Origin of the sequence: Qipengyuania aestuarii (genome assembly GCF_019711535.1) — a bacterium.
Taxonomy (GTDB): domain Bacteria; phylum Pseudomonadota; class Alphaproteobacteria; order Sphingomonadales; family Sphingomonadaceae; genus Qipengyuania; species Qipengyuania aestuarii.
Genome location: NZ_JAIGNP010000003.1, coordinates 251,166 through 276,852 on the forward strand (window position 1 = coordinate 251,166; position 25,687 = coordinate 276,852).

Annotated in this window: 20 protein-coding genes and 2 tRNA genes; 11 read left to right on the forward strand and 11 right to left on the reverse strand. The window is 58.1% G+C overall.

Annotated features, from left to right (window positions below):
* Positions 1-5: 5 nt before the first annotated feature.
* The 5 genes from K3175_RS10970 to K3175_RS10990 all read right to left on the reverse strand — a co-directional run bounded on the left by K3175_RS10970 (position 6) and on the right by K3175_RS10990 (position 9,108).
* Positions 6-1,490, reverse strand: a complete 1,485-nt coding sequence (locus K3175_RS10970; RefSeq protein ID WP_221543428.1) for a tryptophan halogenase family protein — start codon at positions 1,488-1,490, stop codon at positions 6-8.
* Complete coding sequence (locus K3175_RS10975) at positions 1,487-2,533, reverse strand: cupin-like domain-containing protein (RefSeq protein ID WP_221543429.1); 1,047 nt, start codon at positions 2,531-2,533, stop codon at positions 1,487-1,489. The genes K3175_RS10970 and K3175_RS10975 overlap by 4 nt, the downstream gene beginning before the upstream one ends.
* Positions 2,534-2,535: 2 nt before the next feature.
* Complete coding sequence (locus K3175_RS10980) at positions 2,536-3,240, reverse strand: SapC family protein (RefSeq protein WP_221543430.1); 705 nt, start codon at positions 3,238-3,240, stop codon at positions 2,536-2,538.
* A gap of 93 nt (positions 3,241-3,333) precedes the next feature.
* The gene (locus K3175_RS10985; protein ID WP_221543431.1) at positions 3,334-6,429 is read right to left on the reverse strand and encodes a TonB-dependent receptor; all 3,096 of its coding nucleotides are present in this window, start codon (positions 6,427-6,429) and stop codon (positions 3,334-3,336) included.
* A gap of 306 nt (positions 6,430-6,735) precedes the next feature.
* Entirely contained in the window at positions 6,736-9,108 is a 2,373-nt protein-coding gene (locus K3175_RS10990; RefSeq protein WP_221543432.1) for a TonB-dependent receptor, read from the reverse strand.
* A gap of 1,110 nt (positions 9,109-10,218) precedes the next feature.
* Between K3175_RS10990 and K3175_RS10995 the strand changes: the two genes are divergently transcribed.
* From K3175_RS10995 to K3175_RS11015, 5 genes are read left to right on the forward strand one after another with little or no spacing between them, the layout of a single operon-like run.
* A complete protein-coding gene (locus K3175_RS10995) occupies positions 10,219-11,220 on the forward strand; it encodes a glycosyltransferase family 2 protein (protein WP_221543433.1) in 1,002 nt (333 codons plus the stop codon).
* Positions 11,221-11,222: 2 nt separating this feature from the next.
* A complete protein-coding gene (locus tag K3175_RS11000) occupies positions 11,223-12,926 on the forward strand; it encodes an ArnT family glycosyltransferase (protein ID WP_221543434.1) in 1,704 nt (567 codons plus the stop codon).
* Positions 12,927-12,932: 6 nt separating this feature from the next.
* Complete coding sequence (locus tag K3175_RS11005) at positions 12,933-13,853, forward strand: flippase-like domain-containing protein (RefSeq protein ID WP_221543435.1); 921 nt, start codon at positions 12,933-12,935, stop codon at positions 13,851-13,853.
* The gene (locus K3175_RS11010; protein ID WP_221543436.1) at positions 13,846-14,964 is read left to right on the forward strand and encodes a polysaccharide pyruvyl transferase family protein; all 1,119 of its coding nucleotides are present in this window, start codon (positions 13,846-13,848) and stop codon (positions 14,962-14,964) included. The genes K3175_RS11005 and K3175_RS11010 overlap by 8 nt, the downstream gene beginning before the upstream one ends.
* Positions 14,954-15,703 (forward strand): class I SAM-dependent methyltransferase, encoded by a 750-nt coding sequence (locus K3175_RS11015; protein WP_221543437.1) that lies wholly within the window; start codon positions 14,954-14,956, stop codon positions 15,701-15,703. Before K3175_RS11010 ends, K3175_RS11015 begins: the two co-directional genes overlap by 11 nt.
* A gap of 76 nt (positions 15,704-15,779) precedes the next feature.
* Here K3175_RS11015 and K3175_RS11020 read toward each other — a convergent pair whose 3' ends face one another.
* From K3175_RS11020 to K3175_RS11035, 4 genes are all read right to left on the reverse strand, one after another.
* A complete protein-coding gene (locus K3175_RS11020; protein ID WP_221543438.1) occupies positions 15,780-16,433 on the reverse strand; it encodes a class I SAM-dependent methyltransferase in 654 nt (217 codons plus the stop codon).
* Positions 16,434-16,525: 92 nt separating this feature from the next.
* Positions 16,526-17,722 (reverse strand): glycosyltransferase, encoded by a 1,197-nt coding sequence (locus tag K3175_RS11025; RefSeq protein WP_221543439.1) that lies wholly within the window; start codon positions 17,720-17,722, stop codon positions 16,526-16,528.
* Between the two features lie 244 nt (positions 17,723-17,966).
* Positions 17,967-18,042 (reverse strand) — tRNA-Thr (locus tag K3175_RS11030).
* A gap of 23 nt (positions 18,043-18,065) precedes the next feature.
* A tRNA-Cys gene (locus K3175_RS11035) sits at positions 18,066-18,139 on the reverse strand.
* A 113-nt stretch (positions 18,140-18,252) separates the two neighbouring features.
* Here K3175_RS11035 and K3175_RS11040 point away from each other — a divergent pair.
* Both K3175_RS11040 and K3175_RS11045 read left to right on the forward strand, forming a co-directional pair.
* Positions 18,253-19,032: an acyl-CoA thioesterase gene (locus K3175_RS11040; RefSeq protein ID WP_221543440.1), complete on the forward strand. Its 780-nt coding sequence runs from the start codon at positions 18,253-18,255 to the stop codon at positions 19,030-19,032.
* A 27-nt stretch (positions 19,033-19,059) separates the two neighbouring features.
* Positions 19,060-19,491, forward strand: coding sequence for a hypothetical protein (locus tag K3175_RS11045; RefSeq protein WP_221543441.1), 432 nt, complete (start codon positions 19,060-19,062; stop codon positions 19,489-19,491).
* A gap of 23 nt (positions 19,492-19,514) precedes the next feature.
* On the opposite strand, the gene K3175_RS11050 is transcribed toward K3175_RS11045, so the two are convergent.
* Together K3175_RS11050 and K3175_RS11055 are read right to left on the reverse strand one after the other, a co-directional pair.
* Positions 19,515-20,312: a crotonase/enoyl-CoA hydratase family protein gene (locus K3175_RS11050; protein WP_221543442.1), complete on the reverse strand. Its 798-nt coding sequence runs from the start codon at positions 20,310-20,312 to the stop codon at positions 19,515-19,517.
* A gap of 11 nt (positions 20,313-20,323) precedes the next feature.
* Positions 20,324-21,508 (reverse strand): LL-diaminopimelate aminotransferase, encoded by a 1,185-nt coding sequence (locus K3175_RS11055; RefSeq protein ID WP_221543443.1) that lies wholly within the window; start codon positions 21,506-21,508, stop codon positions 20,324-20,326.
* Positions 21,509-21,644: 136 nt separating this feature from the next.
* Between K3175_RS11055 and K3175_RS11060 the strand changes: the two genes are divergently transcribed.
* From K3175_RS11060 to K3175_RS11075, 4 genes are all read left to right on the forward strand, one after another.
* Entirely contained in the window at positions 21,645-23,525 is a 1,881-nt protein-coding gene (locus K3175_RS11060) for a PHA/PHB synthase family protein (RefSeq protein WP_221543444.1), read from the forward strand.
* Between the two features lie 233 nt (positions 23,526-23,758).
* Entirely contained in the window at positions 23,759-24,535 is a 777-nt protein-coding gene (locus K3175_RS11065; protein ID WP_221543445.1) for a phasin family protein, read from the forward strand.
* A gap of 226 nt (positions 24,536-24,761) precedes the next feature.
* Positions 24,762-25,124 carry an ATP-dependent Clp protease adapter ClpS gene (gene clpS, locus K3175_RS11070; protein ID WP_221544117.1) on the forward strand — a complete coding sequence of 121 codons (363 nt, stop codon included), beginning with the start codon at positions 24,762-24,764 and terminating at the stop codon, positions 25,122-25,124.
* A gap of 37 nt (positions 25,125-25,161) precedes the next feature.
* Positions 25,162-25,635: a DUF427 domain-containing protein gene (locus K3175_RS11075; RefSeq protein WP_221544118.1), complete on the forward strand. Its 474-nt coding sequence runs from the start codon at positions 25,162-25,164 to the stop codon at positions 25,633-25,635.
* The last annotated feature ends 52 nt before the right edge of the window (positions 25,636-25,687 follow it).

Below are 25,687 nucleotides of genomic sequence, written 5' to 3' on the forward strand. Positions count from 1 at the left end.
AGCGCTCAGCGCTCGGCAGCGTATGAGGCGATGAACTGACCGTGCGCGGGCATTTCAGCGACCCGAGACGAAATCGCATCTCTTTGCTGAACGAGTATCTCGATCAGCCTTTTATCGTCCATCAGCCCGGCCAGGCGGTGCCAGTGGCGCGGCATAAGCCCCTGCCCCAGCATGACATAGAGCCAGCTTTCGGTCCGGAAAAGCTCGTGGGCATCCTGCCACGCCTGCGCGTGTTCGGTGAAATTCTCGAGCCGGGCTTTCAAAGTAGCCGGTATGTCCATCGCCGCTCTGCTGCGCCAGAATTCCGAGTCGGCGCGCTTGGTCAGATGATAGTGAAGGATTACGAAATCACGGACATGCTCGAGCTCATAATCAGCGAGGGCATTCCACCGCCGGCGTAGGGATTGCATTTCACCGCCGAACGGAAACAATTGGATGAGCCGGGTAACTCCGCTCATGATCAGATGGATACTGGTGGATTCCAGCGGTTCGATAAATCCTGAAGACAGGCCGAGAGAGACGCAATTCTTCGACCACATGGTCTCCCGTCTGCCAGTTTCGAACCGGATGAGCCTCGGATCGCTTACTGCTTCACCGGCAATGTTTTCGAGAAGCTTCTCCCGCGCCTCTTCTATCTCAAGATAGTCGCTTGCGAAGACCAGCCCGTTTCCCGTTCGGTGTTGAAGTGGGATGCGCCACTGCCACCCTGCTTCATGAGCCGCAGCAATAGTATAGGGCGGCGGCTGCTCTGTCGCTTCTGTCTGGACCGCCCAAGCCCCGTCAGTGGGCAACCAGTGGCTCCAGTCTTCATATCCGACGCCCAGGGTCTTGCCGATCAGCAAGGCTCTGAATCCGGTACAATCGATGAAGAGATCGCCTTCGATGCGGTCGCCACTCTCAAGCAGGAGGGCAGCGATCTCGCCGGTCTCGGGATGCTGCTCCACGGTCGCGATACGGCCCTCGACACGGCGCGCGCCATCCCTTTCGGCGATAGCACGCAGAAAAGCCGCGTAACGGCCCGCGTCCAGATGATAAGCATAATTGAGATTAGGCTTACCCGCGGTGGTGAATTTCCCTGCGAGCGCAGCTTCGTGTTCGAGGCAGTAGGCACCGATCGGGTGAACCGCGCCGCGATCACGGCCTTCGAGCCAGAAATGCTGGAATTCCGCCACCCAGTTACGCATCTCGAAGGTGCCGAAGCTATGCATGTAGCTGTCGCCCAGCGCACCCCAGTCATCGAAGCGGATTCCGAGTTTGAACGTCGCACCGGTCGCCGACATGAAAAGGCGCTCGTCGATGCGCAAGTATTCGTGAAAGCTGCGCGCTGTCGGAATCGTTGCTTCCCCGACGCCAATAGTGGGAATGGCGTCGCTTTCCACCAATGTAACCTCGACGAGACGCCCGAGCTGCCGCGAAAGCGCGCAAGCTGATATCCACCCGGCGGTGCCGCCGCCCGCAATGACCACTCTAACCGGTTGGCCCCCAGTCATCGCTGTATCTTTCGCGTGAGCACAGCGCGTAGCCGCCGCGCAGATGATGCGTGCATCTCGCCAAGCGGCCCTTGGATATGCGTCGGCAAATGGGCATCCGCGGTCGTACGATCACCGAACACATAGTGATCGAAGATCGCTTTCCACGCCTCCCTTTCATGGGCGGGTCGCTGTCTTATCGATAGCAAAGCATGCATCAGCGTTATCTGAGGCGTGTCGACGAAATCGGGAACAGGGTTCCACCACCAATTCAGCAAAATGTTGAAAGCGTCGAGCCCTTCGACCTGATGCCACCACATGGCTGGATAAACGAGTATATCGCCAGCTTCGAGGATTACCGACTGAGCCGCCTCAGCAGCATCGGCAAAACGCGGAAACCGATCCAGATCCGGGGCAGCGAAATCGACCATACTGACGACCTGCCCCCCCGGCGTGGGCTCCAACGGCCCAGGATAGAGATTACTTATCTGATCCGGCGGGAACAGTGTGAAGCGGCGGCGACCTGCGGCGCAAAGCGCGCAATTGTTGGACAAATCATAATGCGCGGGCGTGACGGTCCGGTTGCCCATCCAAAGGCTTCCCACGACGGGTGCGCTGCTTTCATCCACGATCCCGTCCAGGCCCGGATCGTTTTCTTCCCACAACCCAGGGAAGAAAAGCCTGAGGTCGGTCGAGCCGACATAAATGGCCTCGGATGGGTCGGAGAGCATTTCCTCTAGCAATGGCGCGAGATCGTCTTTGGACGCTGAAAAGTTGAAGCCGTCGACCGCATCATTGTAGTGGAAACGCCCGCCGGTTTTTTCGCCCGCCCTGTAGACGGTCAAAGGTCTTTCTGCGGATTTGTGCAGTAGATAGCTTGCAACCGATGCGCTGGAATTTCGCGCCTCCCGGACGATCGGCAGTTCGTAGCCTGCCCTTCTGAAAACCGCGGGACCGCCGATGGATGTAAGAAAGCGGTCGAGCTCGGCCCCGCGCGGCATGGGAGTGTCATATTCCTCGACGGGATTGGCGCTCTCCACCGAGTGGCCTTCGTGATCACCCATGATCAGCCTTCACGCATCCTCTTCCGGCGCACCAGATCGTTCATATTGCCGAGGGAGTGAGCAATCAAAATTGCTGACTGAAGAAAGCCTGATCGGTTGAGTTCGAGCACTTTCTCCTCTGCCAAGTCTCTCAATGTCTCGGGTAGGATCGCATGGAAATTGTCGAACTTAACGGTTTTTGCGTCGGACACCTGCACGTTGAGCGTCAAAGGACGGATCAGTCCGGCCTCATCCAATGCCTTGCTCATTTGGCGAGTGCTTTCCAGTCCGGTGTGCACCATGCGTAAGGCGTCGAGCGCGTTCTCCAGCGCCGGAGCGTGGCCGCCGTGGGGCAGGAACAGAGGATCCGAACCCCGCTCATCGTCGGTGATCTTCGGATGGTCGAGAATGACGTGCACGACCGGATCGTCACTATCGGAAGTGCCAAGGAGAAATGGTCCCTTCCGGATTAGCGCGGGCACATACCTTGCGTCCCACTGGCTGTCCCGTTCGAACAGCAATTCTTGCGGCTCGAGGCCGAGGATCGCAAGCGGCCTGAAGGCCCCCTCGCTGTTTCTGCTGAACAGGATCGGAAATTCCCGCTGTATCTGGGGAATCTCCGGCAATAGGATTTCGACTTGTCCGCATGGATCGCCATGGGTCGCCCCAGAGGCGCGACGCAGCCTCAGATCCGCATGGACTACATTGTCGAATAAGGCGGTCTGCATAGCGGAAAGACTACAAGCTTGTGTGCGGAAGAAAAAGGGCCGCTGCCAGTTGGGATCGGCAACGGCCCCTCTTTGCGGTTCCGTGTGCTGGAGTTAGAAGCGGAACCGAGCTCCAAGATAGTAGCGAGGACGTCCCTCGACGATGAACCAAGGCTGGTTCTCCGTGCGAGCGTAGGTTTTCGTGTTGGATCCAGTCAGATTGATACCTTCGAACGACACTGAGACATTCTCGGTTATGTCATAGCTGACGTTCAGGTCGAGCTGGTCGTACGAGTCCACAAAAACCGGGTTCCGCGAAGATCCACGGCTGTTGTTCGACAGAAACGCATCCCGCCAGTTGTAGGTCAGGCGAGCCGAGAGGCCGAAATTCTCGTAGATCAGCGAAGCGTTGAACGTATCCGACAGTCCGAGCAGCGCAAACTGATCGGCATCGGTCGGTGCGGTAATGTCGTAGCCCACGTCGCCGCGCACCAGCGTATAAGCTGCGGCAACCCCGACACCGGTGTCTCCGATGAAGTATTGGCCAGCGACTTCCATACCGTAGATGTGGGCTTCTTCACTATTGACCGGCCGCTGGGTCTGGAACTGGTACAACGGATCGTCGGCATTGGCGACGACGTCGTAATCACCCAGAACTTGATCGACAAATCCCTGGTCTAGACCACCAGCACCCAGATTCGCGTTGAATTGCGTCACGGCATCGTCGAAGCCGAACTGGTCAATCAGCGCAGTTAGAGTGAAGAGGTTGACGTCCGAAAGATCCAGACCGTTGTCCTGAAGGTAGGTCAGTGCCTGCCCCGACCGCGTGCCAGGCGCGCCGGAACTTGGATCGCGCAGACCGAAGAGATCCTGCGTGACCTGGCCCGTACCGACGAAATTCTTGACCCGCTTGTCGAAGAAACCGATCGAAGCGTAGCTCGACGGGGCAAAATACCATTCGAGGCTCGCATCGAAGTTATCCGAAATGAGTGGGATCAGCTGCGGATTCCCCGCATTGCCCCCCGGGACGCCGCCCAATGCAGTAGGCCGGTTCGGATTACCCGTGCTGGTGGAAGCAAATAGCGAGCCGAAGTCAGGGCGCGCAATCGAACGACCGAAAGAAATGCGGCCCTTCAAATCATCGGTGAGATCGATGGAGAAGTCGAGGGCTGGCAGGATGTGATCGTAGCTGTTGTCGCCGGAAACGGGTTGCTCGTCATCAGAGAGTTCCGCACGGAAGTCATTATCCGCTGTCCAGACGATATTCTGGGGGATGCCCTGGAGCGTAACCGATTCTGAATCCGTGCGCTCGTAGCGGACCCCGGCCACGATATTAACGGGCCTGCTCATCAACTCTGTGTTGATTTCCACCTGTCCGTAGACAGCCCAGATATCTTCATCGACACTGTTATCGCTTTGGGACTCCAGCGTTCCCGGAACGCCGAATGCGTTGAACAGGGCTGTTGCGTCGCCGCGGAAAGCTGTCCGCAGAGGGCTTCCTGCGGGAATTCCCGTGTCGAAATCGCGCCACTGACACACGAGACAGAAGGGTTCCAGCACGCCAGGAGCGGTTTCCGCGATATCGCCGATATCGCTAACGCCCCAGTCACCTAATGTATCGTTGGTGCTAGTTGTCCGACTGGACATCGAGGCAGAGCGATAATTCGCACCAAACTGAACACGGTCGTCGTCGCCCATCTCCCAAATACCATCGAGCCGAATTTCATCGACCGTCTGTTCCTGGAACGCCGTCTGACTTCTCGCGACCTGGGAACCGAGATCGGGAATATCGAGGATACCGTTGCCATTGCCGTTGACGGAGTCGTCGAAGCTTATGAATTGCTGCGGAAAGCCGTCAACAATGCGGACACCCTGGTCGACGATACCTTTTTGAGCGATCGCCACGAGCGTCGAGGTGTGACCGAGCGGGTTGTTCGGCTGAGCCTCTGCCTTGGAATGGTGTCCGTCGAGGATAAATGTCAGATTGTCAGTAGCCTCGTAGGCGACATTCAGGCCAAGGGAATAGAGTTCGTCCTTGGTTGCGCGATATTGTTGCTCGAAGCCGCCGTCCTTCGGGGCGGTAATGACATCGTCGATGAAGATTGCCGTAGCAACCTCGTCGTTGCCGTCGAATTCGATCGCGTCGAACGGACGGTTATACCACGTCGTCTGGTCAACGCGCTGCTCTTCGGCCTCGTTGCGATAGTAGGTCGCATCGGCAGTCACCGACAAGCGATCCGTCGGAGCGAATTGAAGTGTCAGCTGGCCATTCAGGCGCTCCCGCTGGAATTCCGAATAGTGATAACGCGTATCATTCGGGATCCCGATCAAGGTTTGCGGATCTTCAGGCGCGTTGGTGATCACCGTGGAGCCGTCAGCACGCCGGAATGTGGTCGATGACGCGAACTCTTCGTAGGTCAGAATATTCCAGTCGTTTGCCGATTCCGAGACGGCCGAGTTGTTGCGCTTCTGATAGCTGCCAAACAGGCCGACGCCGAAGGTCGCATCCCTGTTTGTCCAGTTTACCAATCCGGACACTTCAGGCGTAACTCTGGCGTGATCAAATGTGTCGGAGCCGTCGTATACGGCCTTTGCACCGATCGAACCGCTAATCCCCTCTGGTGCATCCAGCGGCCGGCGCGTGACGATATTGATCGCCGCGCCAATGCCGCCACCCGGAATGGCCGCCCTCGAAGTCTTGTAAACTTCCAACCTGCCCACACCTTCGGATGCGAGGTTGGCGAAATCGAAGGAACGGGTGGTGCCGGAGACGAAGTCGCCGTTCTGATCCTGACCCACGGAAGCAATGCTGGCCGTAGGCAGCGTCCGCCCGTTGAGAGTGACGAGATTGAAACCCGGGCCGAAGCCACGAACGGTAACCCGCGAACCTTCGCCATTAACGCGATCGATCGAAACACCCGTGATGCGCTGGAGCGACTCGGCGAGGTTCGTATCGGGGAACTTGCCGATCTCCTCTGCCGAAATCCCATCGACCACGCCCGAAGAGTTGCGCTTCAGGTCGACGGACCGATCCAGAGATGCGCGAATACCAGTAACGACGATTACCTCGTCGTTTGCCTGCGGGTCAGTACTGTCCTCAACTATCTCTGCTTCCTGCGCGAAAGCAGTGTTAGCGCTAACAAATGTAGTCGCAAGAGCGAGCGCTGAAGCGGTACGAACCGCACGTGAGCGCGTTGAAAAGCCAATCATGTCATCCTCCCACCATATCAGCCGGTTCGCTGATTATTGGTAGCGCTACCTTCTGTGCGCTAGAGGGAGAATAAGGCTCGTTATGCCGAAATGTCAATCACCCTTTAATGAGAGCGTGAATTTCGGCGTTGCTACTTGAGAATAGAGATAATTTCGTAGTGACCAGGAAGGCGATCGGGATTGCCCGAGAGAATTGGCAATTGTAACTGTCTCAGATACTTGCGGCGTCGTCACCACTGGCCCGGCAAAAAAGGAAGAGGCCCACCGAACCGAGGCCCCGGCGGGTCTCTTCCCTAAGAACGGCTCTCAATCGCCAATGCGTGCAGTCACCTCGATACCGAACAGGCGCGGTTCTGCCGGAATGAAGGTCGGGATCCGGAAGGACCCGCCGGTATTGCCGGCGTCGAGCAGGTAGTCTTCGTCGAAGGCGTTGCGGATGAAGCCCGCGATCTCGAACCGATCCTCATCGATCGAAATGCCTGCACGCGCGTTGACCAGGGTGACCGGGCCCTGCGAGATCAGCGGATCGTTCGGCACTTCGAAGAATATCCGGCTGCGATGCGTCACGCTGGGCGTAGCGAACAGGCGCGCTCCGTTGCCGATCGGCGCATCCACCGTAAAGCCGGCCGCGGCCTGCCATTCGGGCTGCAGGCGGAAGCGCGCGCCCGAATATTCAGGAGAGAACGCGCCGTCCTCGTCGATCCCGCCGTCGATGTAGCCGACATTGCCGAACACGCTCAGCCAGTCGGTCGCCTGCACTGCGATTTCGGCCTCGACGCCGAGGTTGCTCGCGCTGCCCGCACTCGCGGTGATGAACGAACCCAGATTATCGGGGTCTTCGACCGACACCTGGAAGTTCTCGTACTTCTGGTAGTAGACGCCGAGCGAGCCGGACACGATGCCGCTCGCCAGCTTCACCCCGCCTTCGTAGTTCCACACGGTCTCCTCGGCGATCCGGTTCGCACCGCCCGCGTTGACCTGGACGACCGGCGAACGGCGCCCCTTGGAGATTGTGGCGAACACGTTCACGTCGGGGCTGATGCGATAGAGCGCGTTGAAGCGCGGCAGCCATGCATCGAAGCTGTCTTCGCCCGTGACGACCTCACCGCCCGTGTCGGTCTGGCCGGGGACCAGCGAGACCTGCAGGCTGGGCAGCGCTGCGAAAAGCTGGTTCCTTAGTTCTTCCGGCAGCAGTCCGGGCAGGACCGGAACGGGGACGTCGGCGCGGAAGCCCGACCAGCGGTCCTCCCACAGGTACCGCACGCCTGCGGTCAGCTCCAACGCATCGGTCGGGATGAAGGTGACGTCCGCGAAGACCGAATAGCTGTCGTTCTGGCCCTGGTTCTCGAACACGGAGCTGTAGGGAAGCGCGTCGATCGCGCCGCCGCTGATGGCTGAGGTCAGCTGGGTCGCCGGCGACGAGCCATCGGGCGCGACGCAGGGCACGCCGGGCACTGCGGGGGCGCCGAACACCGTTGTCAGACACTGGATGAAGGCCCCTTCCTCGGTCGAGAAGGGCACGTTCTGGATGCCGTCTTCGGTAAAGACGTTCCAGCCGAAGGAGCCGCGCAGGCGATCGCTCGCATAGGTGAAACGGCCTTCGTGGCTGAACTGGTCGCCCTGCGAGATTTCGGCGAATTCGAGGAACGGCGCACCCGAGCCGTCGGCGTCGAAAATCTCGTCGCTGTCGAACTTGCGATAGCCGTTGACGGTCGTGAAGCTCCAGCCGGGCGCGAAGGCCCAGTCGGCAGTCAGGTTTACGTCGTAAACTTCACGCTCCAGACCCAGCTGATCGCCGCCCAGTGCTTCGGCGGAGAACGGCGAGCCGCCCAGGTTCGCATCACCAAACGCGTTCTCGGCACCACCCGGCGCACCGGCGGAGGCCGGGAACGTACCCGAGACGAAGGGCGTGCCGCCGTGGCGCTGCTGGTCGTAGGTGCCGATCAGGTCGACGGTGATATCGGGCGTTGGCGTGAAGCGCAGCGAACCCCGCACGCCGAACTGGTTCTTCGCGTAGAGCTCTTCTTCCTGGCTCGCAGCGAGGTTTTCGACATAGCCGTCGCGCGTGCGCCACTCGGCCGCGATGCGTCCGGCGATCACGTCGTTGCCCAGATTGACGAAGCCCGAGAGCAACGTCGCGTCGTAATTTCCGTAACCGCCGGTCAGCGCGGCGGACGCGCCCGGCTTCGGCTTGGCCGAGACGAGGCTGATCGCGCCCACGGCCGATGCGGTGCCGAACAGCGTGGCCTGCGGACCCTTGATGACCTCGACCCGCTCCAGATCGTAAATCGCCTGGTACGACCCGCGCGAGCGCGAGATGTCGACGCCATTGTAATAGAGCGTGACGCGCGGGCCCTGCTGTGCCGAGCCACTGTCGGACGTGATCCCGCGGATGACGATGCCGGGGTTGTTGGCGCTCTGCTCCTGAATGTTGAGACCCGGCACGTAATTGGATAGCTCGTCCAGATCGGTCACGCCAAGTTCCGCAATCGCGTCCCCGCTCAGCGCGCTGATCGTGATTGGCACGTCTTCAATGGGTTGCTCGACCTTCTGTGCCGTCACAATGATGGTGTCACCCGGCTCATCCGCGTCTTCGGCAATTGCCTCCTGCGCCAGTAGGGGAGCCGGCAGCAAAGCCACTGAAGCCAGCAGAGAGAGGCGATGTACTTTCAAGGGCATCTGTATTCCTTCGGATATCCAACGAGGCTCGCTGCGCGTTAGAAGCCGAAGGTGTCACTTTGCGTGCTGTTTGGTTGCATATTAGGGGCAATGTTGCGGCCTTGGGACGCTCTCGTGACACAGCCGCCATCACCTTGTGGCCGAGTCTGCACACACGTGAGAAGCGACAGCAATATACGGTTGGGAGCGTGCCAGCGAATTGACCGATAAGGGTGCGGCACGCGCAAACGGAAGAGCCCGATCGGTAGCTAAAGGTGGTGCCCTATAAATGATAAAGATGGGTATTCATATCATTGGGAAATTTCTCTACCTCGGCGCTAATTTCCGCCGAAATGTCGACTTCCCGGCCTTGGCCACTTCAACTTATTGGCGAGGATCAGTCCCCGAGAAGTCCCGAAAGGGGTTGGGTGTCGAACCGATTAGCAACGAGCTGTTCTCAAGGACGCCGTGACGCGATCATCGACAAACATCTATCACTTTCACTTCGGCGATGATGACCGCTAGCCATACGTCCTAATTAAACGTCGATTGACGATAAGAGGTGAACGGAAGAGTCCATTCGCGCGCCAGTTCTTCGCGTGATTTTACCTCGCGCACAGCTTTCGCATCGGCGTCCGTTGCCCCTGCTTTTCTAATCGGCTTTCTATAGGATCAAAGGTCCGCTCATCGTCCATGGCCAAATACTGACGCAGTTCAAGATGAGACGCAAATCGACTAATTGAAGCTCGAACTGTCAGCTTTTGAGCCGGAAGCGGACTTTCTGGTTTTGTAGTCATGCGACGCCGAAGTAGATGTTCGGCTTCCGGCCTCAATGTTGTTCGTTACTGCAAGTAAATTTCGCATCGCCGATTGGGGGCCGATAGCGGACACAGTTGTCTCGCCCTCGGCGCTTTCGTGCAATGCTATTTGACGTGCGTTTTCACCGACCGCTCCTCCGCGGAGAATGCGGCGGCAACCCACAGCGCAAAGCGTGCAATGCGGTAAGGTGCAGACCAGCAGAAGTATTGGTGATGCCAAGCTACGGCTCTCGTCAGCTCCACACTACGGTTGCATTTTGTTAACCAAGAAGGGTTACCGCCTTACATATGCATTGAATGGAGACGAAGGCGCGTGAAACTCATCATCCAGATACCTTGTCTCAATGAGAGCGAGACACTTGCCCAAACCATTTCTAATCTGCCTCGCAATATTGACGGCGTGGACACGATCGAGCTGTTGATCATCGACGATGGTAGCATTGACGACACCTCTGGCGTTGCGAAGCGTATGGGCGTTCATCACATCGTGCGCCACCGTCGCAATCGTGGGCTCGCAGCCGCGTTCAGTTCCGGTGTGCAGAAAGCACTTGCGGAGGGCGCGGACATAATCGTTAACACCGATGCCGACGGACAATATGTGGGCGAAGACATAGCAAAAATCGTCGCCCCGGTCGTCGCTGGAGAGGCCGACATCGTCGTTGGTGATCGTGGCGTAGCTGACAACCCTCATTTCGGATTTTTGAAGCGGCGCCTGCAACGCCTTGGCAGCTTCATCGTCAAGCGGTTGTCGCAACTCGAAATCACCGATGCCGTCAGCGGCTTTCGCGCGATCAGTCGCGAAGCTGCACAACGCATAAATATTGCTACCGATTTTAGCTACACGACCGACATGCTGATCCAGGCAGGGCGGAAGCGCCTTGCAGTCGTCAGTGTTCCCGTACGGACCAACGCCGCCGCACGCCCCTCGCGCCTGTTCAAATCGATCCCCGATTTCATCAGCAACACAGGATTAACGATGGTCCGGGTTTACCTGACTTACAATCCTCTACGTTTTTTCTTGAACATTGGAATCGTGATGACGCTAGCGGGTTTCGTGCCCATCTTGCGCTTCCTCTGGTATTTCGTCGAGGGCAATGGATCGGGGCATCTCCAATCGCTGATACTGGGATCGGCAGTGGTCATCCTTGGTCTTCTGGTCGCTATCCTCGGCTTTCTTGCCGATCTTATCGGAACCAATCGTCGCCTCATCGAAAGTACTCTATCTAAAATCACGCAGGTAGAGGAAGAACTGCGCAAGTCAGGCGGTGATTCCACGGTCGACAAGCGGGTTGCAACGAACGCGCGAGCAGCCTGACCATGTTAGGCTATCAGTCGGCCAGCCGGATGGAACTTCAGTCCACCGGGCACCGAATTGTTCGAAGCGACCAAAGCCGCGCCATGACAACTGGGATCGCATTGCTTTGTGGGCTTCTGCTGCTTCAGCTCTATCTGGTATGGTTCAAGTCTTTCAACTGGGACGAGTTTCTTCATTACGGACATGTTTTCGCCGCCCGCAATGGCACGCTCGATGCTCCATTTCAGGTCTTGCATGCGCGGATCCTCTTCTGGGTCCCGGACGCCGCCGCATCAATAGTCAACCAGATGCGCATTGCGCGACTCTTCATGTTCGCATGCACACTAGTAACGCTTGCCGCGATCTACGGTCTCGTGCAGCGTTTTACCAACCGCGAGAACGCGCTGCTCGCCGCGATCGCCTATCTCGGCGCCGGCTATGTATTTACCCAGAGCTTCTCCATACGCGCCGATCCGATGGCCGCCGCGAGCCTCATGAGCGCGCTCTATCTAATGACCAGCAAGGTGAAGCCTCTCGCAAGCTATTTCGCTGCTGGCGCGCTTGTCGGCCTCGCCAGCATGATCACGATGAAGTCAATCTTTTATGCGCCCTGCTTTGCGGGTCTAGCCTGGCTTGTCTGGTGCGAAAATGAGGATAAGCGTAATATTCTAACCTGCTTCGCCGCTGCAGCGCTGGCCGCTGGTCTATCGTTCGGCACAATCTACCTTTGGCATACAAGCAACCTCGCTCCGTTGCCCGAACAATTTTCGGACACAGCGAGGTTCATCGCCGGCGGAAGGCGCTGGATACTTCCAGAGAAATTTACCGCGCTCGGTTATGTGATGGTACAAACGGCCCGGGGCCTGGTGTTCTTCGTGGGGATGCTCTGCGCTGTATATGCGTGGAGAAACCAAGAGCTGTCCAGTGCGCAAAAAATCGCCTTAGCAGGGCTCGCTGCACCGCTGTTGACCTTGCTATTTTACCGCAACACCTTCCCCTATTTTTTCGTCTACCTCCTTGCACCTGTGGCTGTCGCAATCTCGGCATCTTGGGGACTGCTTGTCCGGCGCTACGGATTTTACGTGGTCCTTGTCTCTTTCGCCGCTGCACCCGTCATTCTGGCTGTGACGACACCTCGCGACGTGTTGGTCAGGCAGGCAGCTCTGATCGAGTATGTGCACTCCGAATACCCGCAAAAAACCGGATATCTCGCCCGATCAAGCATACTTCCCGACTACCCCAGGGTTATCTCCCATCTGGCGACAGGCCCTGGAATGGCCGGCTACAACCTGCGTAAGCGCCCGCTGATTGCCGAGGCTTTTGCGCGGGGTGAATTGCCCTTCATTCTTGCTACGGGCCACCTTGTACTGTTTGGCCTTCAAGGAGTCCAAGATGGTGAGGGCTTCCTGCCTGAAGACGTCGCCATCATGCGTGACCATTATGTCCAGCAGTGGGGACCGCTCTATCGCGAAGGCGAGCAGATCGAGCCCACTGTGGGAAAACAAGACGTCACTATTCCGCGCCCCGGTAGCTATATACTGGAGGGAAATTCAGTAATCGTGAATGGCTCTCTGATCGAGCATGGCGAAACCGCGGTGCTCGATGCCGGAAGCTATTCGATCGAGTGCATACAGGACTGCGATCGCAACACAGTCTTGTGGAGAGGCGATAGACTTCCCGGTCCGCCTCCCGTCGTGCCACTCGGAACCTTCTATACAAGTTTCTAGAACCACATGTCCGGAACCCGCGCCCTGCAAAACCACGCAGACCTTCTTGCAGCGAAACTGCAGCCAGTGCTCGCCAGTCTGAAGCGCTATCGCGCGCAGCTACGTGTTGCGATGCTCGTCCTCGCATTTGCGATCTTCGTCAGTGGCGCAGCGCTCTCGATTGATCGACTTGCGCTGAAACCGTCCGACCTCGTTTTGGCGCCGCTGATGCTTCTGTCGCTTGGCATCGTCCCGGTCGCGATCGCCTATTCGTCGATCAACATGATGCTGATGGGCAAGGCCGTTGGCGCCCCTATCGGCTTCGTCGAGGGTATGAGGATCAGTGTCTTCGCACAGGTAGCGGAGCTTCTGCCTATACCAGGCGGCGCCATCGTACGCACCGCCGCCCTGATGAACCGCGGCGCAGGCACCTTGCGCAGCACCGGCGTGGTTCTCGCCTTCGCACTATTATGGGTCTCGGTCGCAGCGGTCGGTGGCGGGCTGGCGCTGCTGAACACCGGAATAGCGGGTCAAACATTGCTGGTTGCAGGTTTGGTCGGATCGATAGGGATTTGTGCGTGGCTGGCCAATCGATTCGGCTGGCGAATTGCTCTTCCCGCGCTGGGATTGCGCCTCTTCGGAATTGCGCTGGTCTCGGTGCGGACGGTTCTTGCCTTTGCCGCTATCGGACTGGCGTTAGGCTGGAGCGACTCGCTCGCGTTTGTCTTCGGTATCATTTTAGGCAGCGCCGCTTCCATTGTTCCCGCTGGCCTCGGCATCGGCGAAGGGATTTCCGCGCTATTGGCAGTCCCGCTGGCAGTCGCCCCCGAGGCGGCTTTCCTAGCGGTGGGGCTGGCGAGATTGGTGGGGTTTGCGGGCAATGTGATCGGTGTGGCGATATTTGCGTGGCTGATTCCGGCGCAAGAGGGAGAGGCTGATCATGGATGACGCAACGCGCCCCATCTCGATCGTCCATGCGTTCAGCCGACGCAACGCCGGCGATGGTCTGCTGGTTGATCTGACGCTTGAATTACTCACCGACGCCGGTGTCCGGCCAGAGCAATGCCGGGTCTATGCTCTCGATCCGGAGAGTTTCCCCGATCTTGCGCAAGTAGAGCGGGCGCCCGGTGAGCCGGCCGCCAAACCGAGTTTCAAGCTAATGCATGCTGCTGCGGAGGCAGCGAAGGCAGGTCTTGGATTGGGCAGTCTGCGGCGAAAGCTCCACGCCTCACGCGCTATCGTGGCAGTCGGCGGGGGCTATCTGGTCGGCGACGAGCCCATTCGGCAGGCGGGGATCATGCTCAATCACTTTGCGCAGCTTGCCGCTGCGGCAGATGCGCCATGTCCAACCGTCTACCTTCCGCAGAGCATCGGCCCACTCGACCCGCCTACTGCGTCGCTGATCGAGGGGAAACTTCGCAAGATAGATCGGCTCTGGGTGCGCGATGACGAGACGGCCTCCGAGTTGCCCTTCGACTGCGTAGAGCGCGCACCGGATCTGGCGGTAATGAAGCTCGGTCGTTCGTTTGCGAACCTGGAAATCCCCCCGTCGCAAGGACCGGTCGTACTTGTCGGACGCGACTTGCCACGTGCCCCGACTCTTACGCGGGATCTTCGCGCGCTTGCCGACTCCCTTCCCAATCACGTCTGGGCCGTTCAGGCGGAAACTGAAGGCAAGCGCGACGATCGCGAATTCTACCGTCGCTCGGGTTTCGAGTGGTCCGGTCGAATGTCAGAAATTATGCGAGCGCCAAGCGGGCCTGTGGTCTCGATACGACTGCACGGCGCTATCGCCGCGCTGCTTGCAGGCCGCCCTGTCGTGCATCTCGCATACGAACGGAAGGGATGGGGCGCGTTCGAAGACCTCGGGATTGCCGATTACGTGCACGATGTTCGCCATTTCGACCCTAAGATAGTGGCCGACCAGATAGTGGCACTACAAAACGACGCTAGTGCCTATTGGGATGCGATAAAGGGTGCGGCCAACCGGCTTTCGGACAATTGGGACGGCATTGCCCAGGACCTGTCCGCTCGCCTCGAAAACCGGGGTGACCTCTAGAATGCGCGCGATCGACCAATGGAAACCAACCAAATTCGAAGAGCGAGCAGGTCATTGGCGACCGAGCCGCGATCCGCTTGAACTGGCGCGCACCAGCAGGGTTTCCTCCACGCTCGCGCTCGAAATTCTCGAAGGCGCGCTCAAGCGTCATTCGCGCGGCCATCTCGCGGACTTCGGTTGCGGCAAAGTGCCGTTCTACGGAATTTACGCCGATCTGGTCGATCAGGTAACCTGCATCGATTGGCCTAACTCGGCGCACGAATCGAACCACATCGATATCGAAGCCGACCTAAACTGCCCAATTTGTGTAGACGACGCGATATTCGACACGATCTTCTGCTCTAGCGTGCTCGAACACATCTGGGACCACCGGATGATGTGGCGCGAAATGACGCGTTCGCTGAAACCCGGCGGCACGATGATCATGGGCGTGCCCTTTATCTACGGGCTGCATGAGGTGCCGCACGACTACTTTCGCTGGACCCGCTACGCATTCGAAAAGGCTTGCGAGGAAAACGGTCTCGAAATCGTCGAACTCGAGCCTTATGGCGGCGGGATCGACGTTGTCGCCGACCTCCTCGTGCGGTCCCTAGGAATTATCAGCGATCGGCTGGCGGGCGTAGCAGGACGAATTGCTGCAAATCTCTTGCGTGGTGGGCGTGCCAGGCGGATCGCTCCCGCGGCATTCGAAGCCTTGCCTATGGGATACCTGCTGGTGGCTCGCAAACCAGAAAATTAGGAAGTGATCTGTCTCACTTGATTGGCTTTTGAGCCCCCTCCCGCAGCGGCTAGAGCTTCGCGAGTAGAATGAAGGATCACACGATCGGACGCGGCATTGGCAGGAGCCTGAAGATCGCCTGCTTGGCACCCGAAAGCTCGTTTTTAACGACCCAGTCATAGGCTTCACTGGTCTTGTCTACGACGCTACCGAATCTTTCGCGGACCATGGAGTACAATTCTCGGCCGGACAGCGGGTAGCAATCATATTCCGGTTGTTTACGGACGGTGCGGACCATAAAATCCGCCAGTCCTTTGGGCAAGGCCCCGAGGAAAGGCATTTTGTAGTGCGCTTCGATCGGCTCCCATTTGTTCGGAACGCCTAGATAGAGAGTGCCGCCGGGCCGTAATATACGGCTGATTTCCGCCAAGATTTGCTTTTGCGCGGGTCTGTCGCCCACATGCTCGAGAACGTGATTGAGAATCACGATGTCGAAGGACCTGTCGGCAAACGGAAGTTCGCTACCCTTGATTTCGTGAAACGGGGCCGATGACGCGTAGCGATAGCCATCCGCATCTGCGGCAACGACCTTTGCTCCTTGCTCCATGAAGTAGGAAGCAAGATGACCGCTTCCTGCCCCCAAATCCAAGAGATCGGCGCCAGCAACTGGGCGGTCGAGCAGAGCCTCGATTTTCTTGGCCCTTATCCGGCGAAGTTCCGAAGTGTTGAGATCAGCTTTGTGAACGACCATATTGAACCTGTGACACCCTCTTCGCAATTTGGCGGAATAGCCTTGCCATATCCGATAATAGTCCGTCCGCAAGCGTAAGAGCAATTGACAGGCTAACCGCCATCAGCCCGCTCTATCGGTTCGAGATAATCCTCGATCAGCCTATCCCAACGATAGCGAGCCATGATCTCGACAAGTTCGCCATTGGGTATGCCAGGCAGCGCCAGCAGGCGTTCGAGCGCGACGTCCATTGCGGCCTCGTCCGCGGGGTTCTCCACAAAGACCACGTGCTCGCGCAGGCGATCCCATTCGGGCAGCAGCTCGATATTGGTATCCCGGGAAGCGAGCGCGGGCATCCCGCGGCACAAGGCCTCGAGCAGCGAGACGGGTAAACCCTCGACATCGCCATCGGCCTCTTTCGCCGGGAACGCGAAGCGTGCCGTGCGATCGAAGAACGCATCTTTGTCCTTTGCAGAGACGAACCCCAGAAACCGGATATCGGCGCGATGCGCCAGCGCCTCGAGGCTGGCCATCTCTTCGCCGTCCCCGGCGATGGCAATCGCTGGTCGAACGCCTTTTGCGGCCAGCCGTTCGCCCGATCCGATCAAGTAGTGGATGCCTTTCTTTTCAGAGAGACGACCGATCGTCGCGACGTCGAACTCCCTCTGAGCGTCCGATTTTGGTTCGGGTAGCTCGACCCCCATCGGCAAGACAGTGCACTTGGCAAGAAATTGGGCACGCTCGCTTGCTGAAAAGAGACGTGCCGCGGCATCGCGTTGCAGCGAGTTCACGCAAAAAAAATGGTTCGCTTCGCGAATGATTTGCCGCGCCAACTTCTTGCCAGGCTCCCCAAACTTCTCAAAAACGGCAAGGTCGGAAGAATGGTTTTGAAGGATATAGGGTATCCCGGTCGCGTGTTTCAAACGCCACGCTACGAGCCCTTGCGGCATGACCCAATGCGCGTAGATGAGGTCGACGTTATCTTGCTTCACAAGTTTGTTCGCCGCACGATACTGGGACCAAAGGAAAGACGGTATCAGAAGCGCCAGCGCCGGATTACGCCGGACATTTGGCAGGATCGCAGGATAAGCGAGTCTCTGGAGCCTTTCCGGCCGCATGTATCGGAAACGCTCCACTCTGATCGCACCCCGTTCTTCCCGCCGTCGAGCGGCGCGGTCGCCCGGAGCAAGAATGGTGATGCGCACATGCGAGCGCACATTGGCCCAGGCCTCGGCCTGCTCGCCAACGAAATTCGCCTGCATATCGCCGGGAAAGCGCGGCAATGTCGAGGTCAGCATGAGAATGCGCATGGCCGACCCGTAAGCGAAGGATTTGCAAAGTCCAGCTCGCGGAAGACCAAGGTCGTACCTCAGAGCGTTAGGCTGCCTTCGATGTTATCAAGCGAAGGGCGGGTTCCAGACATCTATTTGAAAACGCGAATTTGCCGAAATTGGGGCGCGAAGCGGCCATTTCCCCGCCCATTCAGCCCAAAAGTTTTCAGCGGGCATAGACGGAAGTGCGCAAGATGGGCGGTTTTCCGCCATTCCTGAAATGTGGTGCCGCTTAGGTGACTCGAACACCTGACCCCATCATTACGAATGATGTGCTCTACCAACTGAGCTAAAGCGGCACATTCTCTACGCAAAAGAGAAGTGGAGGCCCGAGCCGGAATCGAACCGGCGTGCAAGGATTTGCAGTCCTCTGCGTAACCACTCCGCCATCGGGCCTCGCCCGGCCTCTCGGCACGGGAAGCGGCCCACTAGCGATTCTGGGTCAGCTTTGCAATCGCCTTACGTAACGTCGCACTGGACGCGGACGAAAACATTGGCAAATACGGTGCATGAGTATTGCCAGACTGACCGATCCGGTGTCCGCCAATGGCGGCAGGACCCGCTTTGAAAATCTCGATCACTGGATGCAGGGGCGTACGCTGTACGGCGGTGCTTCTGCCGTGATCGCTTATACGGCCGTCATTCGCGCATTCGCCGATCTGCCACCGCTGAGATCCGCTCAGATCGCCTTCGTGGCACCGACCCGGCCCGAAGTAGAGCTCAAGCGCGAAATCGTAAGGCAGGGTCGCAATGTCGCGCAGGTACGCAGCGAAATCTGGTGCGAGGGCCAATGTACCTTAACTGCGTTCTGGCTGTTCGGCACGGAGCGCGAGTCGAATGCCGATCATGCTGCCGCGCAGCTTGCGGACTGGCCGGGGCCGCCAGAAGACGCCGAGATCACGATGACAGACAAAGGTCCCGCATTTATCCAGAACAACTTCGAGTTACGGCGCGGCCAGGAATTGACCGGTCCTGGGGAGCCGGTTGTTCGCCGATGGACCCGGCTCGCTGAGAAAGAAAACCTCGATCCGATTAGTGAATTGATCCTGCTCGGAGATGTACTGCCCCCTGGTGCGATGCGGGCGATGCAGCGGCAGGGCCCGCTCAGTTCGATTAACTGGTCTTTCAATCTGCTTACCACCAGCCCCGAGACGCGGGATGGGTGGTGGCTATCCGAAAACGCCAGCCAGCACGCAGCCGACGGATATTCGTCGGAACGTCTGCGTTTATGGAATACCGATGGTAAGCAAGTTCTCGACGGCATGCAGTGTGTCGCCATTTTCGGATAAGTTAACGTGCTCAGGAAGGACCCTAGATTGAGCCTCGCCCCAGATCAGCGGACATTGGTTCTAGCAGGAGCCATTCTTTTCCTGCTCGGCCTCCTCGAGGGAGCGATCGTGCAAAGCTTCACCAATCCGAGGATGGCGCTTTCCGCCCATCTCACCGCTGTGCAGAGCGCCTTGGCCATGATGCTCGCGGGTTTGCTCTGGGCGTCGATACGTCTTCCCGGAAGTGCCTCAACATTGGGCAAATGGGCCATTGTTATCGGAATGTTTGCGCTTTGGGTTGGGCTTACCGGCGCAGCGATAACTGGCGCCAGCAGCGTCCTTCCCATTGCGGGTGCTGGTTATCGTGCTAGCCCGTTTGCAGAGATGCTGGTCGCTTTTGCCGTGCTCGGCGGAAGCTTTCTGCTGACCATCGGATGGTCGATCTTTGTCTGGGGTTTGCTCCGCGCAAACCGCGCTTAACTGCTGGCGCGAGGAATAAGTGCTCAAGAGTCGGTGAATTTGGGCGCACGCTTCTGCATGCCCGCCATCACCGCCTCTACCTGGTTGGGGGTTCGCATCACGGCGGCCTGCTCTTGGCTCTCGGCCAGCAGGATTTCGTCGCCGGACTTCTCCAGCATCGCTTCCGATAGACGTTTCGCTCCACGAATGGCCTCGGGGTTACGACTTGCGATTTCGTTCGCGATATCATTCGCCTTGCCCAGCGGATCCTCGGTCACGTGGGTTGCCAGGCCAAGGGCCTGGGCCTCGGCGCCAGAAAACTCACGATTGGTGTAAACCAACTCGCGAAGGACATCATCTCGCACCAGACCGCGCCACAAGCGATACCCGCCCATGTCGGGCACGAGACCCCACTTCAATTCCATGATCGCCAGGCGTGTAGCTGGATGCACGACCCGGATGTCAGCACCGCTCGCGATCTGCAGACCGCCGCCGAAACACACGCCGTGTATTGCTGCCACGACCGGGACAGGGCACTTCCGCCAAGTCATGGCAACTTCCTGAAAGATATTGGCATTGTCGTGCGTGCGCGCTGTCAGAGGAGCGCGATCACCGTCATGCGTAGCTGTGAAACTCGACACATCGAGCCCGGCGCAAAAGGCCCTGCCCTCCCCTGCGAGGACGACAGCGCGTAGACCTTTCATAGACCGCAACCGATTACCCGTCTCGATAATCGCCTCGAATTGTGCGGGATCGAGTGCATTCATCTTGTCGGGCCGATTGAAACGCACCTGGGCAACGCCATTTTCGGCCAGATCGATAGTCACCCGCTCAGTGGTCATGCCTGTGTCCTTCAACGTGCGTGTTCCGCCAGAAATTTTTTGATGTTGCGCGCTGCCTGCCGGATCCGCTGTTCGTTTTCGACCATCGCGATCCGGACGAAACCCTCGCCCTCTTCGCCATAACCGACCCCGGCAGCGACTGCGACGCCCGCATGCTCCAGCAATTGTTTGGAAAATTCGAGGCTGCCCATGTGCTTGAAGCCCGGCGGAAGAGGCGCCCAGGCAAACATGCTCGCAGCCGGGATGGGAATGTCCCAACCAGCGCGCCCGAAGCTTTCCACCATGACATCACGGCGGTGCTGATAGCGCTGCCGATTTTGTTCCACTATGTCCTGCGGGCCATTAAGTGCAGCGCAAGCCGCGGCCTGGATGGGCGTGAATGCGCCATAATCGAGGTAGCTCTTCACGCGGGTCAGCGCGGCAATCAGTTTTGCATTGCCGACTGCAAATCCCATGCGCCATCCGGCCATAGAATAGGTCTTGGACATCGACGTGAACTCGACCGCCACATCCTTGGCGCCTTTTGCCTGCAGGATCGAGGGTGTGGGCTTGCCGTCGTAGTAAAGCTCTGAATAGGCGAGGTCGGAAAGCACCCAGACATTGTTTTCCTTGGCCCAGTCCACGACACGCTGGTAAAATGCAGCATCGACAACTTCCGCAGTGGGATTGCTGGGATAGTTTACCACCAGAACGGTAGGCCGTGGGACGGTATAAGCCATCGCGCTGTCGAGCGCCTGCCAGTAGCGTTCGTCGGGCGTGGTCGGGACGGAACGAATGGTGGCGCCAGCGATGATGAAGCCAAAGGTGTGGATGGGATAGCTGGGACTGGGCGCGAGGATCACGTCACCCGGCGCCGTGATCGCGGTGGCCATCGAAGAGAGTCCTTCCTTCGAACCCATCGTGACCACGACTTCGCTGTCTGGGTCCAGCTCCACCCCAAAGCGGGACTGATAATAATTCGCCTGGGCTTTCCTGAGCCCAGGGATGCCCTTTGACTGCGAATATCCGTGGGCGCTCGGCTTCTGGGCGACTTCGCACAGCTTGTCGACGATGTGCTGCGGCGGGGGATGATCGGGGTTGCCCATCCCCAGGTCGATTATGTCACGCCCAGCTTGCCGCGCCGCGTGCCGCATCGCGTTCACCTCTGCAATCACATAAGGAGGCAGGCGCTTGATGCGGTAAAATTCGTCGGACATTTAGGCTCCGTTGCGCGTAGTTAGAGTCACACTGATTACCTATTCGGGCCTCACACGCAAAGGTGCTCGCTCTTGCGAGCCAGAGAATTATCGTAGAGGCCTATCAAGTGCTGCTTCGCGCCTGAAGGGGAGAGACATGGCCGAGACACCCGATCCGTTCACCAACCTCTATGAACAGCCCGCAAAATTGATGCGCGCACTCTTCGCCCCGATGACAGGCGCAATGGATCCGGCGGCCATGACGGGAGACCAGTCGATGGGGCCGGAAGATATGCAGGCCTGGGCCGAATCAAGTGCGCAATTGCAGGCATTATGGGCGCAATTCCAGACTGAGCAGATGAGCAATCCGCAAGCCTTGGTGCCCTATTTCGATCCCTCACGCTGGATCGCTCTGGCGAGCGACTGGTACAAGCAGATGCCGATCGCGCAGGCGGAACAGCAGCAGGCCCTGTGGGACGAGGGAATGAAACTTTGGTCTGATGTGCTGGGCCAATATGGGTTGGGGCCAAAAGCAACGGATAGTGCCACCGACGATATAGAACTTCCCCGGAAGGATCGGCGGTTCGCGGATGAGAAGTGGCGCGCGCATCCCGCTTATGCGCTCATCCATCAAACCTATCTTTTTCTAGCTGAGCGGGTGGAGCAGATGGCGGACGACATCACTGGCCTCAGCCCCCAGCAACGCGAGCAGTTGCGCTTCACCACGAGGGCACTCACGGAGGCGGCGAGTCCCGCCAATTTCCCCCTCCTCAACCCCGTAGTGATGGAGCGCACGCTCGAAACCCACGGTCAGAACCTGGTAAAAGGCATGGAGCACCTTCTGGCCGACATGCGACGCGGCCAGCTTAGCCATTCCGACGCGGATGCATTCACTCTGGGCGAAAATATCGCCACGACACCCGGCAAGGTGGTTTATGAGACACCGCTCTATCAGCTTATCCAATACAACCCCAGCACAGACGAAGTGCTGTCCACGCCGCTGGTAATCTTTCCACCGTGGATCAACCGCTTCTACATACTCGACCTCAATGAGAAGAAGAGCTTCGTCAAATGGGCGGTCGAACAGGGTGTGACCGTCTTCATGGTCAGTTGGAAATCAGCTGACGCAAGCATGAAAGACGTGGTCTGGGACGATTATGTCAAAGCGCAGATCGATGCGATCGATCAAATTCGCGAGCGTCTCGATGTGCCGAGTGTGCATACAATCGGTTACTGCGTCGCTGGCACTACCCTCGCCGCGACGCTCGCACTTCTTCACCGTCGCGGCGAAGAACATCGCGTGAAAAGCGCGACTTTCTTCACAGCGCAAGTCGATTTCGAGAAGGCTGGCGAACTGCTGAACTTTGTGGATGACCAGCAACTGGGTACGGTCAAGGCGCTTTCTCCAGATGGTTATCTGGATGGTCGCTACATGGCGGCGACATTCAATCTCCTTCGCGGCACCGATTTGATCTGGAATTATGTTGTCAACAACTATCTGCTCGGTGAGGAGTATCCTGCATTCGATTTGCTCCATTGGAACGGGGACGTCACCAACCTGCCCGCCAAGTGGCATCAACAATATCTACGTGACCTCTACCGGGATAATTTGCTGGTGAAGGCCGATGCGCTCAGCATCGACGGCACCTCAATAGATCTCGGTTTGGTCGAGACACCCACTTACGTTCAGGCAGGGAAAGAGGACCATATCGCACCGGCCGAGAGTGTCTGGCGGATGACAGAGCAATTCTCCGGGCCGGTCAAATTTATCCTCGCAGGGTCGGGCCATATTGCCGGTGTGGTTAATCCCCCGTCATCTGGAAAATACCAGTATTGGACTAACGACGCAGAGCCCCGCACGCTCGCCGACTTTCGCGAGACGGCCGAGGAGCACCCCGGCAGTTGGTGGCCCGACTGGATTGAATGGCTGCGCAGTCAGGACGCGACAACCGTACCCGCTACCGGGAAACGCAAGCCGGGCAGCAAAGGTGATAAAACCATCGAAGATGCGCCGGGGCGGTATGTCATGACCCGGTAGACCGCTGTTCTCCAGGCGGGGAACGTCGGAAGATCAGCTTGGAGCGAATAACGTCAGGTCCGGCTTTCAGACACATACAGCTTGTTGAAGCACGAACCCGTTGCCGGGTTCAGGCGACTCGAGCTTTATCGACTGGAATGAAACGAACCCGCCCATTGTGCACTGCACAATTTTCTTGACTTTGCTGCCGCCATGCCTATTTTGTGCAGTGCAACAAAGACGAGGTTATTCCGATGGCCGAAGATCAGGACAAGAGCGCCGCTGCGACTGAAAAAGCTTACAACGACGCCGTCGACAAAGCTGTTACGGCGAATGCCAAAACCGTTGGCAAGACGATGGAAGCGAAAAGCTCCGGTCCGGTGGAAGTCGATGCAGTAGCGAAAGCAGTTGCCGCTCCTGCGAGTTCCACTTCGGGTCAGACTAAAACCAGACCTGCGGACGCTCCCAAGACGCTTTCCAAAAAGAAAGCTTCTTCCCGGAAGAGCGGTTCAAAGAAGGCGGTCAAGCCTTCTGCTCCAGAAACCTCCCCCCCCTCGATTACCAAGTTAAAGGAAACCATCATGGCCAATGCCAAACCAGAAAAAACCGCTGATTACGCAGCCACCGCAAAGGATATGGCTGATGAAATGCAAAGCCGCGCCAAGGCCGCCTATGAAAAAAGCACCGAGATGACCAAAGAAGCTGTCGAGTTCCAGAAAGGCAATCTCGAAGCCCTCGTCGAAAGCGGCAAGATCTTGGCTTCGGGCATGCAGGACATGGGACGTGCTTATGTCGAAGAGGCGAAGTCTGCCGCCGACACCGTACAGGGCGACGTAAAGAGCATGGCTGCCGTGAAGTCGCCGACGGATCTGTTCCAGCTTCAAGGTGAGATCGCGCGTCGCAATTTCGACGCCATGGTTTCGACCGCATCGAAGAACACCGAAACCATGCTGAAGCTGGTAAACGATGCCTTCGCGCCGCTCTCGAACCGTATGAGCCTCGCTGCAGAAAAGGTCCGCACAGCGGCCTGATCAAACAAGCTTCAATACACCAGGCGCTTCTCTCCTCTCCCTTGCCCGGTGGTTGGAAAACGCGGGTCGAATGGCATTAATTGCCGTTCGGCCCGTTTCGTTTTCGACAGTCGTCCCGGTTCCTTCCCACATCAAGATGGGATCGTGCTGGACTGCAATCCATCAATCGAACCAAGCTAGTTTCCGTGCTTGCGATTTCGCCAGCCGATACGATATTGGCCCTGTGATGATCCACCCTTACCACCATTTTACGATAGCGGCTTCGACCGGCGACGACGATCCAGCCGAGGGTGACGGTCAGGCGAATGTCGCCACAAAAACCCGCGCCAAGCCAAAGAAGCCCAGCCAATACAAGGTTTTGCTTCTGAATGACGACTATACACCCATGGAATTCGTCGTCATCGTGCTGAAGCGCTTCTTCAGAATGGACATGGAAGAGGCCACTCGAGTCATGCTTCACGTCCATCAAAAGGGTGTCGGGGTGTGCGGGATTTTCCCATACGAAGTCGCCGAAACGAAGGTGAACCAGGTGATGGATTTCGCTCGGCAAAACCAGCATCCTCTCCAATGTACATTGGAAAAGGCCTGAGCCGATAGCATTCTTCGGTCACCCAGCACCCGATCCGATCGCTGAAGGGCAGGAAAGTGTCTGGGACTACCCGCGTCCGGCAATCGCCGAACCTTCAGATCGGCATATCGTGATCCGTAACAATGGTGAGACGCTGGCAGAAACCCGCAAGGCATGGCGCACCTTGGAAACGAGCCATCCGCCGACGTATTATTTGCCGCCCGAGGATGTAGCTACCGAATTTCTCGCCCCAAATCCGCATCGATCGCTCTGCGAATGGAAAGGCCAAGCAAGATATTGGGACGTTGTCTTGAATGACGAGCGCATCCAAGCTGCTTGCTGGAGCTATCCCGACCCGGCTACGGCTTTCAGACCAATCGCGCGCTATTATGCTTTCTATCCTTCACCGTTCGACGAATGCTTGGTTGATGGGGAAAGAGCGCTCCCACAGCCTGGTGGCTTTTACGGCGGATGGATTACCAGTCGTGAGGCAGGGCCGTTCAAGGGCGTACCAGGTAGCCGATACTGGTAAGACATGACGCGCGCGTATTTTCGCGCTAGGGCCTCGGCCCACACGACCCACA

Bases quoted from the DNA above. Each gene is read 5' to 3' on its own strand.
- K3175_RS11050 (WP_221543442.1), bottom strand. From the start codon at position 20,312: ATGACCACTGAGCGGGTGACTATCGATCTGGCCGAAAATGGCGTTGCC.
- K3175_RS10975 (WP_221543429.1), bottom strand. From the start codon at position 2,533: ATGGGTGATCACGAAGGCCACTCGGTGGAGAGCGCCAATCCCGTCGAG.
- K3175_RS11040 (WP_221543440.1), top strand. From the start codon at position 18,253: ATGAGTATTGCCAGACTGACCGATCCGGTGTCCGCCAATGGCGGCAGG.
- K3175_RS11055 (WP_221543443.1), bottom strand. From the start codon at position 21,508: ATGTCCGACGAATTTTACCGCATCAAGCGCCTGCCTCCTTATGTGATT.
- K3175_RS11000 (WP_221543434.1), top strand. From the start codon at position 11,223: ATGTTAGGCTATCAGTCGGCCAGCCGGATGGAACTTCAGTCCACCGGG.
- K3175_RS11060 (WP_221543444.1), top strand. From the start codon at position 21,645: ATGGCCGAGACACCCGATCCGTTCACCAACCTCTATGAACAGCCCGCA.
- K3175_RS10970 (WP_221543428.1), bottom strand. From the start codon at position 1,490: ATGACTGGGGGCCAACCGGTTAGAGTGGTCATTGCGGGCGGCGGCACC.
- K3175_RS10980 (WP_221543430.1), bottom strand. From the start codon at position 3,240: ATGCAGACCGCCTTATTCGACAATGTAGTCCATGCGGATCTGAGGCTG.
- K3175_RS11025 (WP_221543439.1), bottom strand. From the start codon at position 17,722: ATGCGCATTCTCATGCTGACCTCGACATTGCCGCGCTTTCCCGGCGAT.
- K3175_RS10990 (WP_221543432.1), bottom strand. From the start codon at position 9,108: ATGCCCTTGAAAGTACATCGCCTCTCTCTGCTGGCTTCAGTGGCTTTG.
- clpS (WP_221544117.1), top strand. From the start codon at position 24,762: ATGATCCACCCTTACCACCATTTTACGATAGCGGCTTCGACCGGCGAC.
- K3175_RS11020 (WP_221543438.1), bottom strand. From the start codon at position 16,433: ATGGTCGTTCACAAAGCTGATCTCAACACTTCGGAACTTCGCCGGATA.
- K3175_RS11010 (WP_221543436.1), top strand. From the start codon at position 13,846: ATGGATGACGCAACGCGCCCCATCTCGATCGTCCATGCGTTCAGCCGA.
- K3175_RS10985 (WP_221543431.1), bottom strand. From the start codon at position 6,429: ATGATTGGCTTTTCAACGCGCTCACGTGCGGTTCGTACCGCTTCAGCG.
- K3175_RS11065 (WP_221543445.1), top strand. From the start codon at position 23,759: ATGGCCGAAGATCAGGACAAGAGCGCCGCTGCGACTGAAAAAGCTTAC.
- K3175_RS11005 (WP_221543435.1), top strand. From the start codon at position 12,933: ATGTCCGGAACCCGCGCCCTGCAAAACCACGCAGACCTTCTTGCAGCG.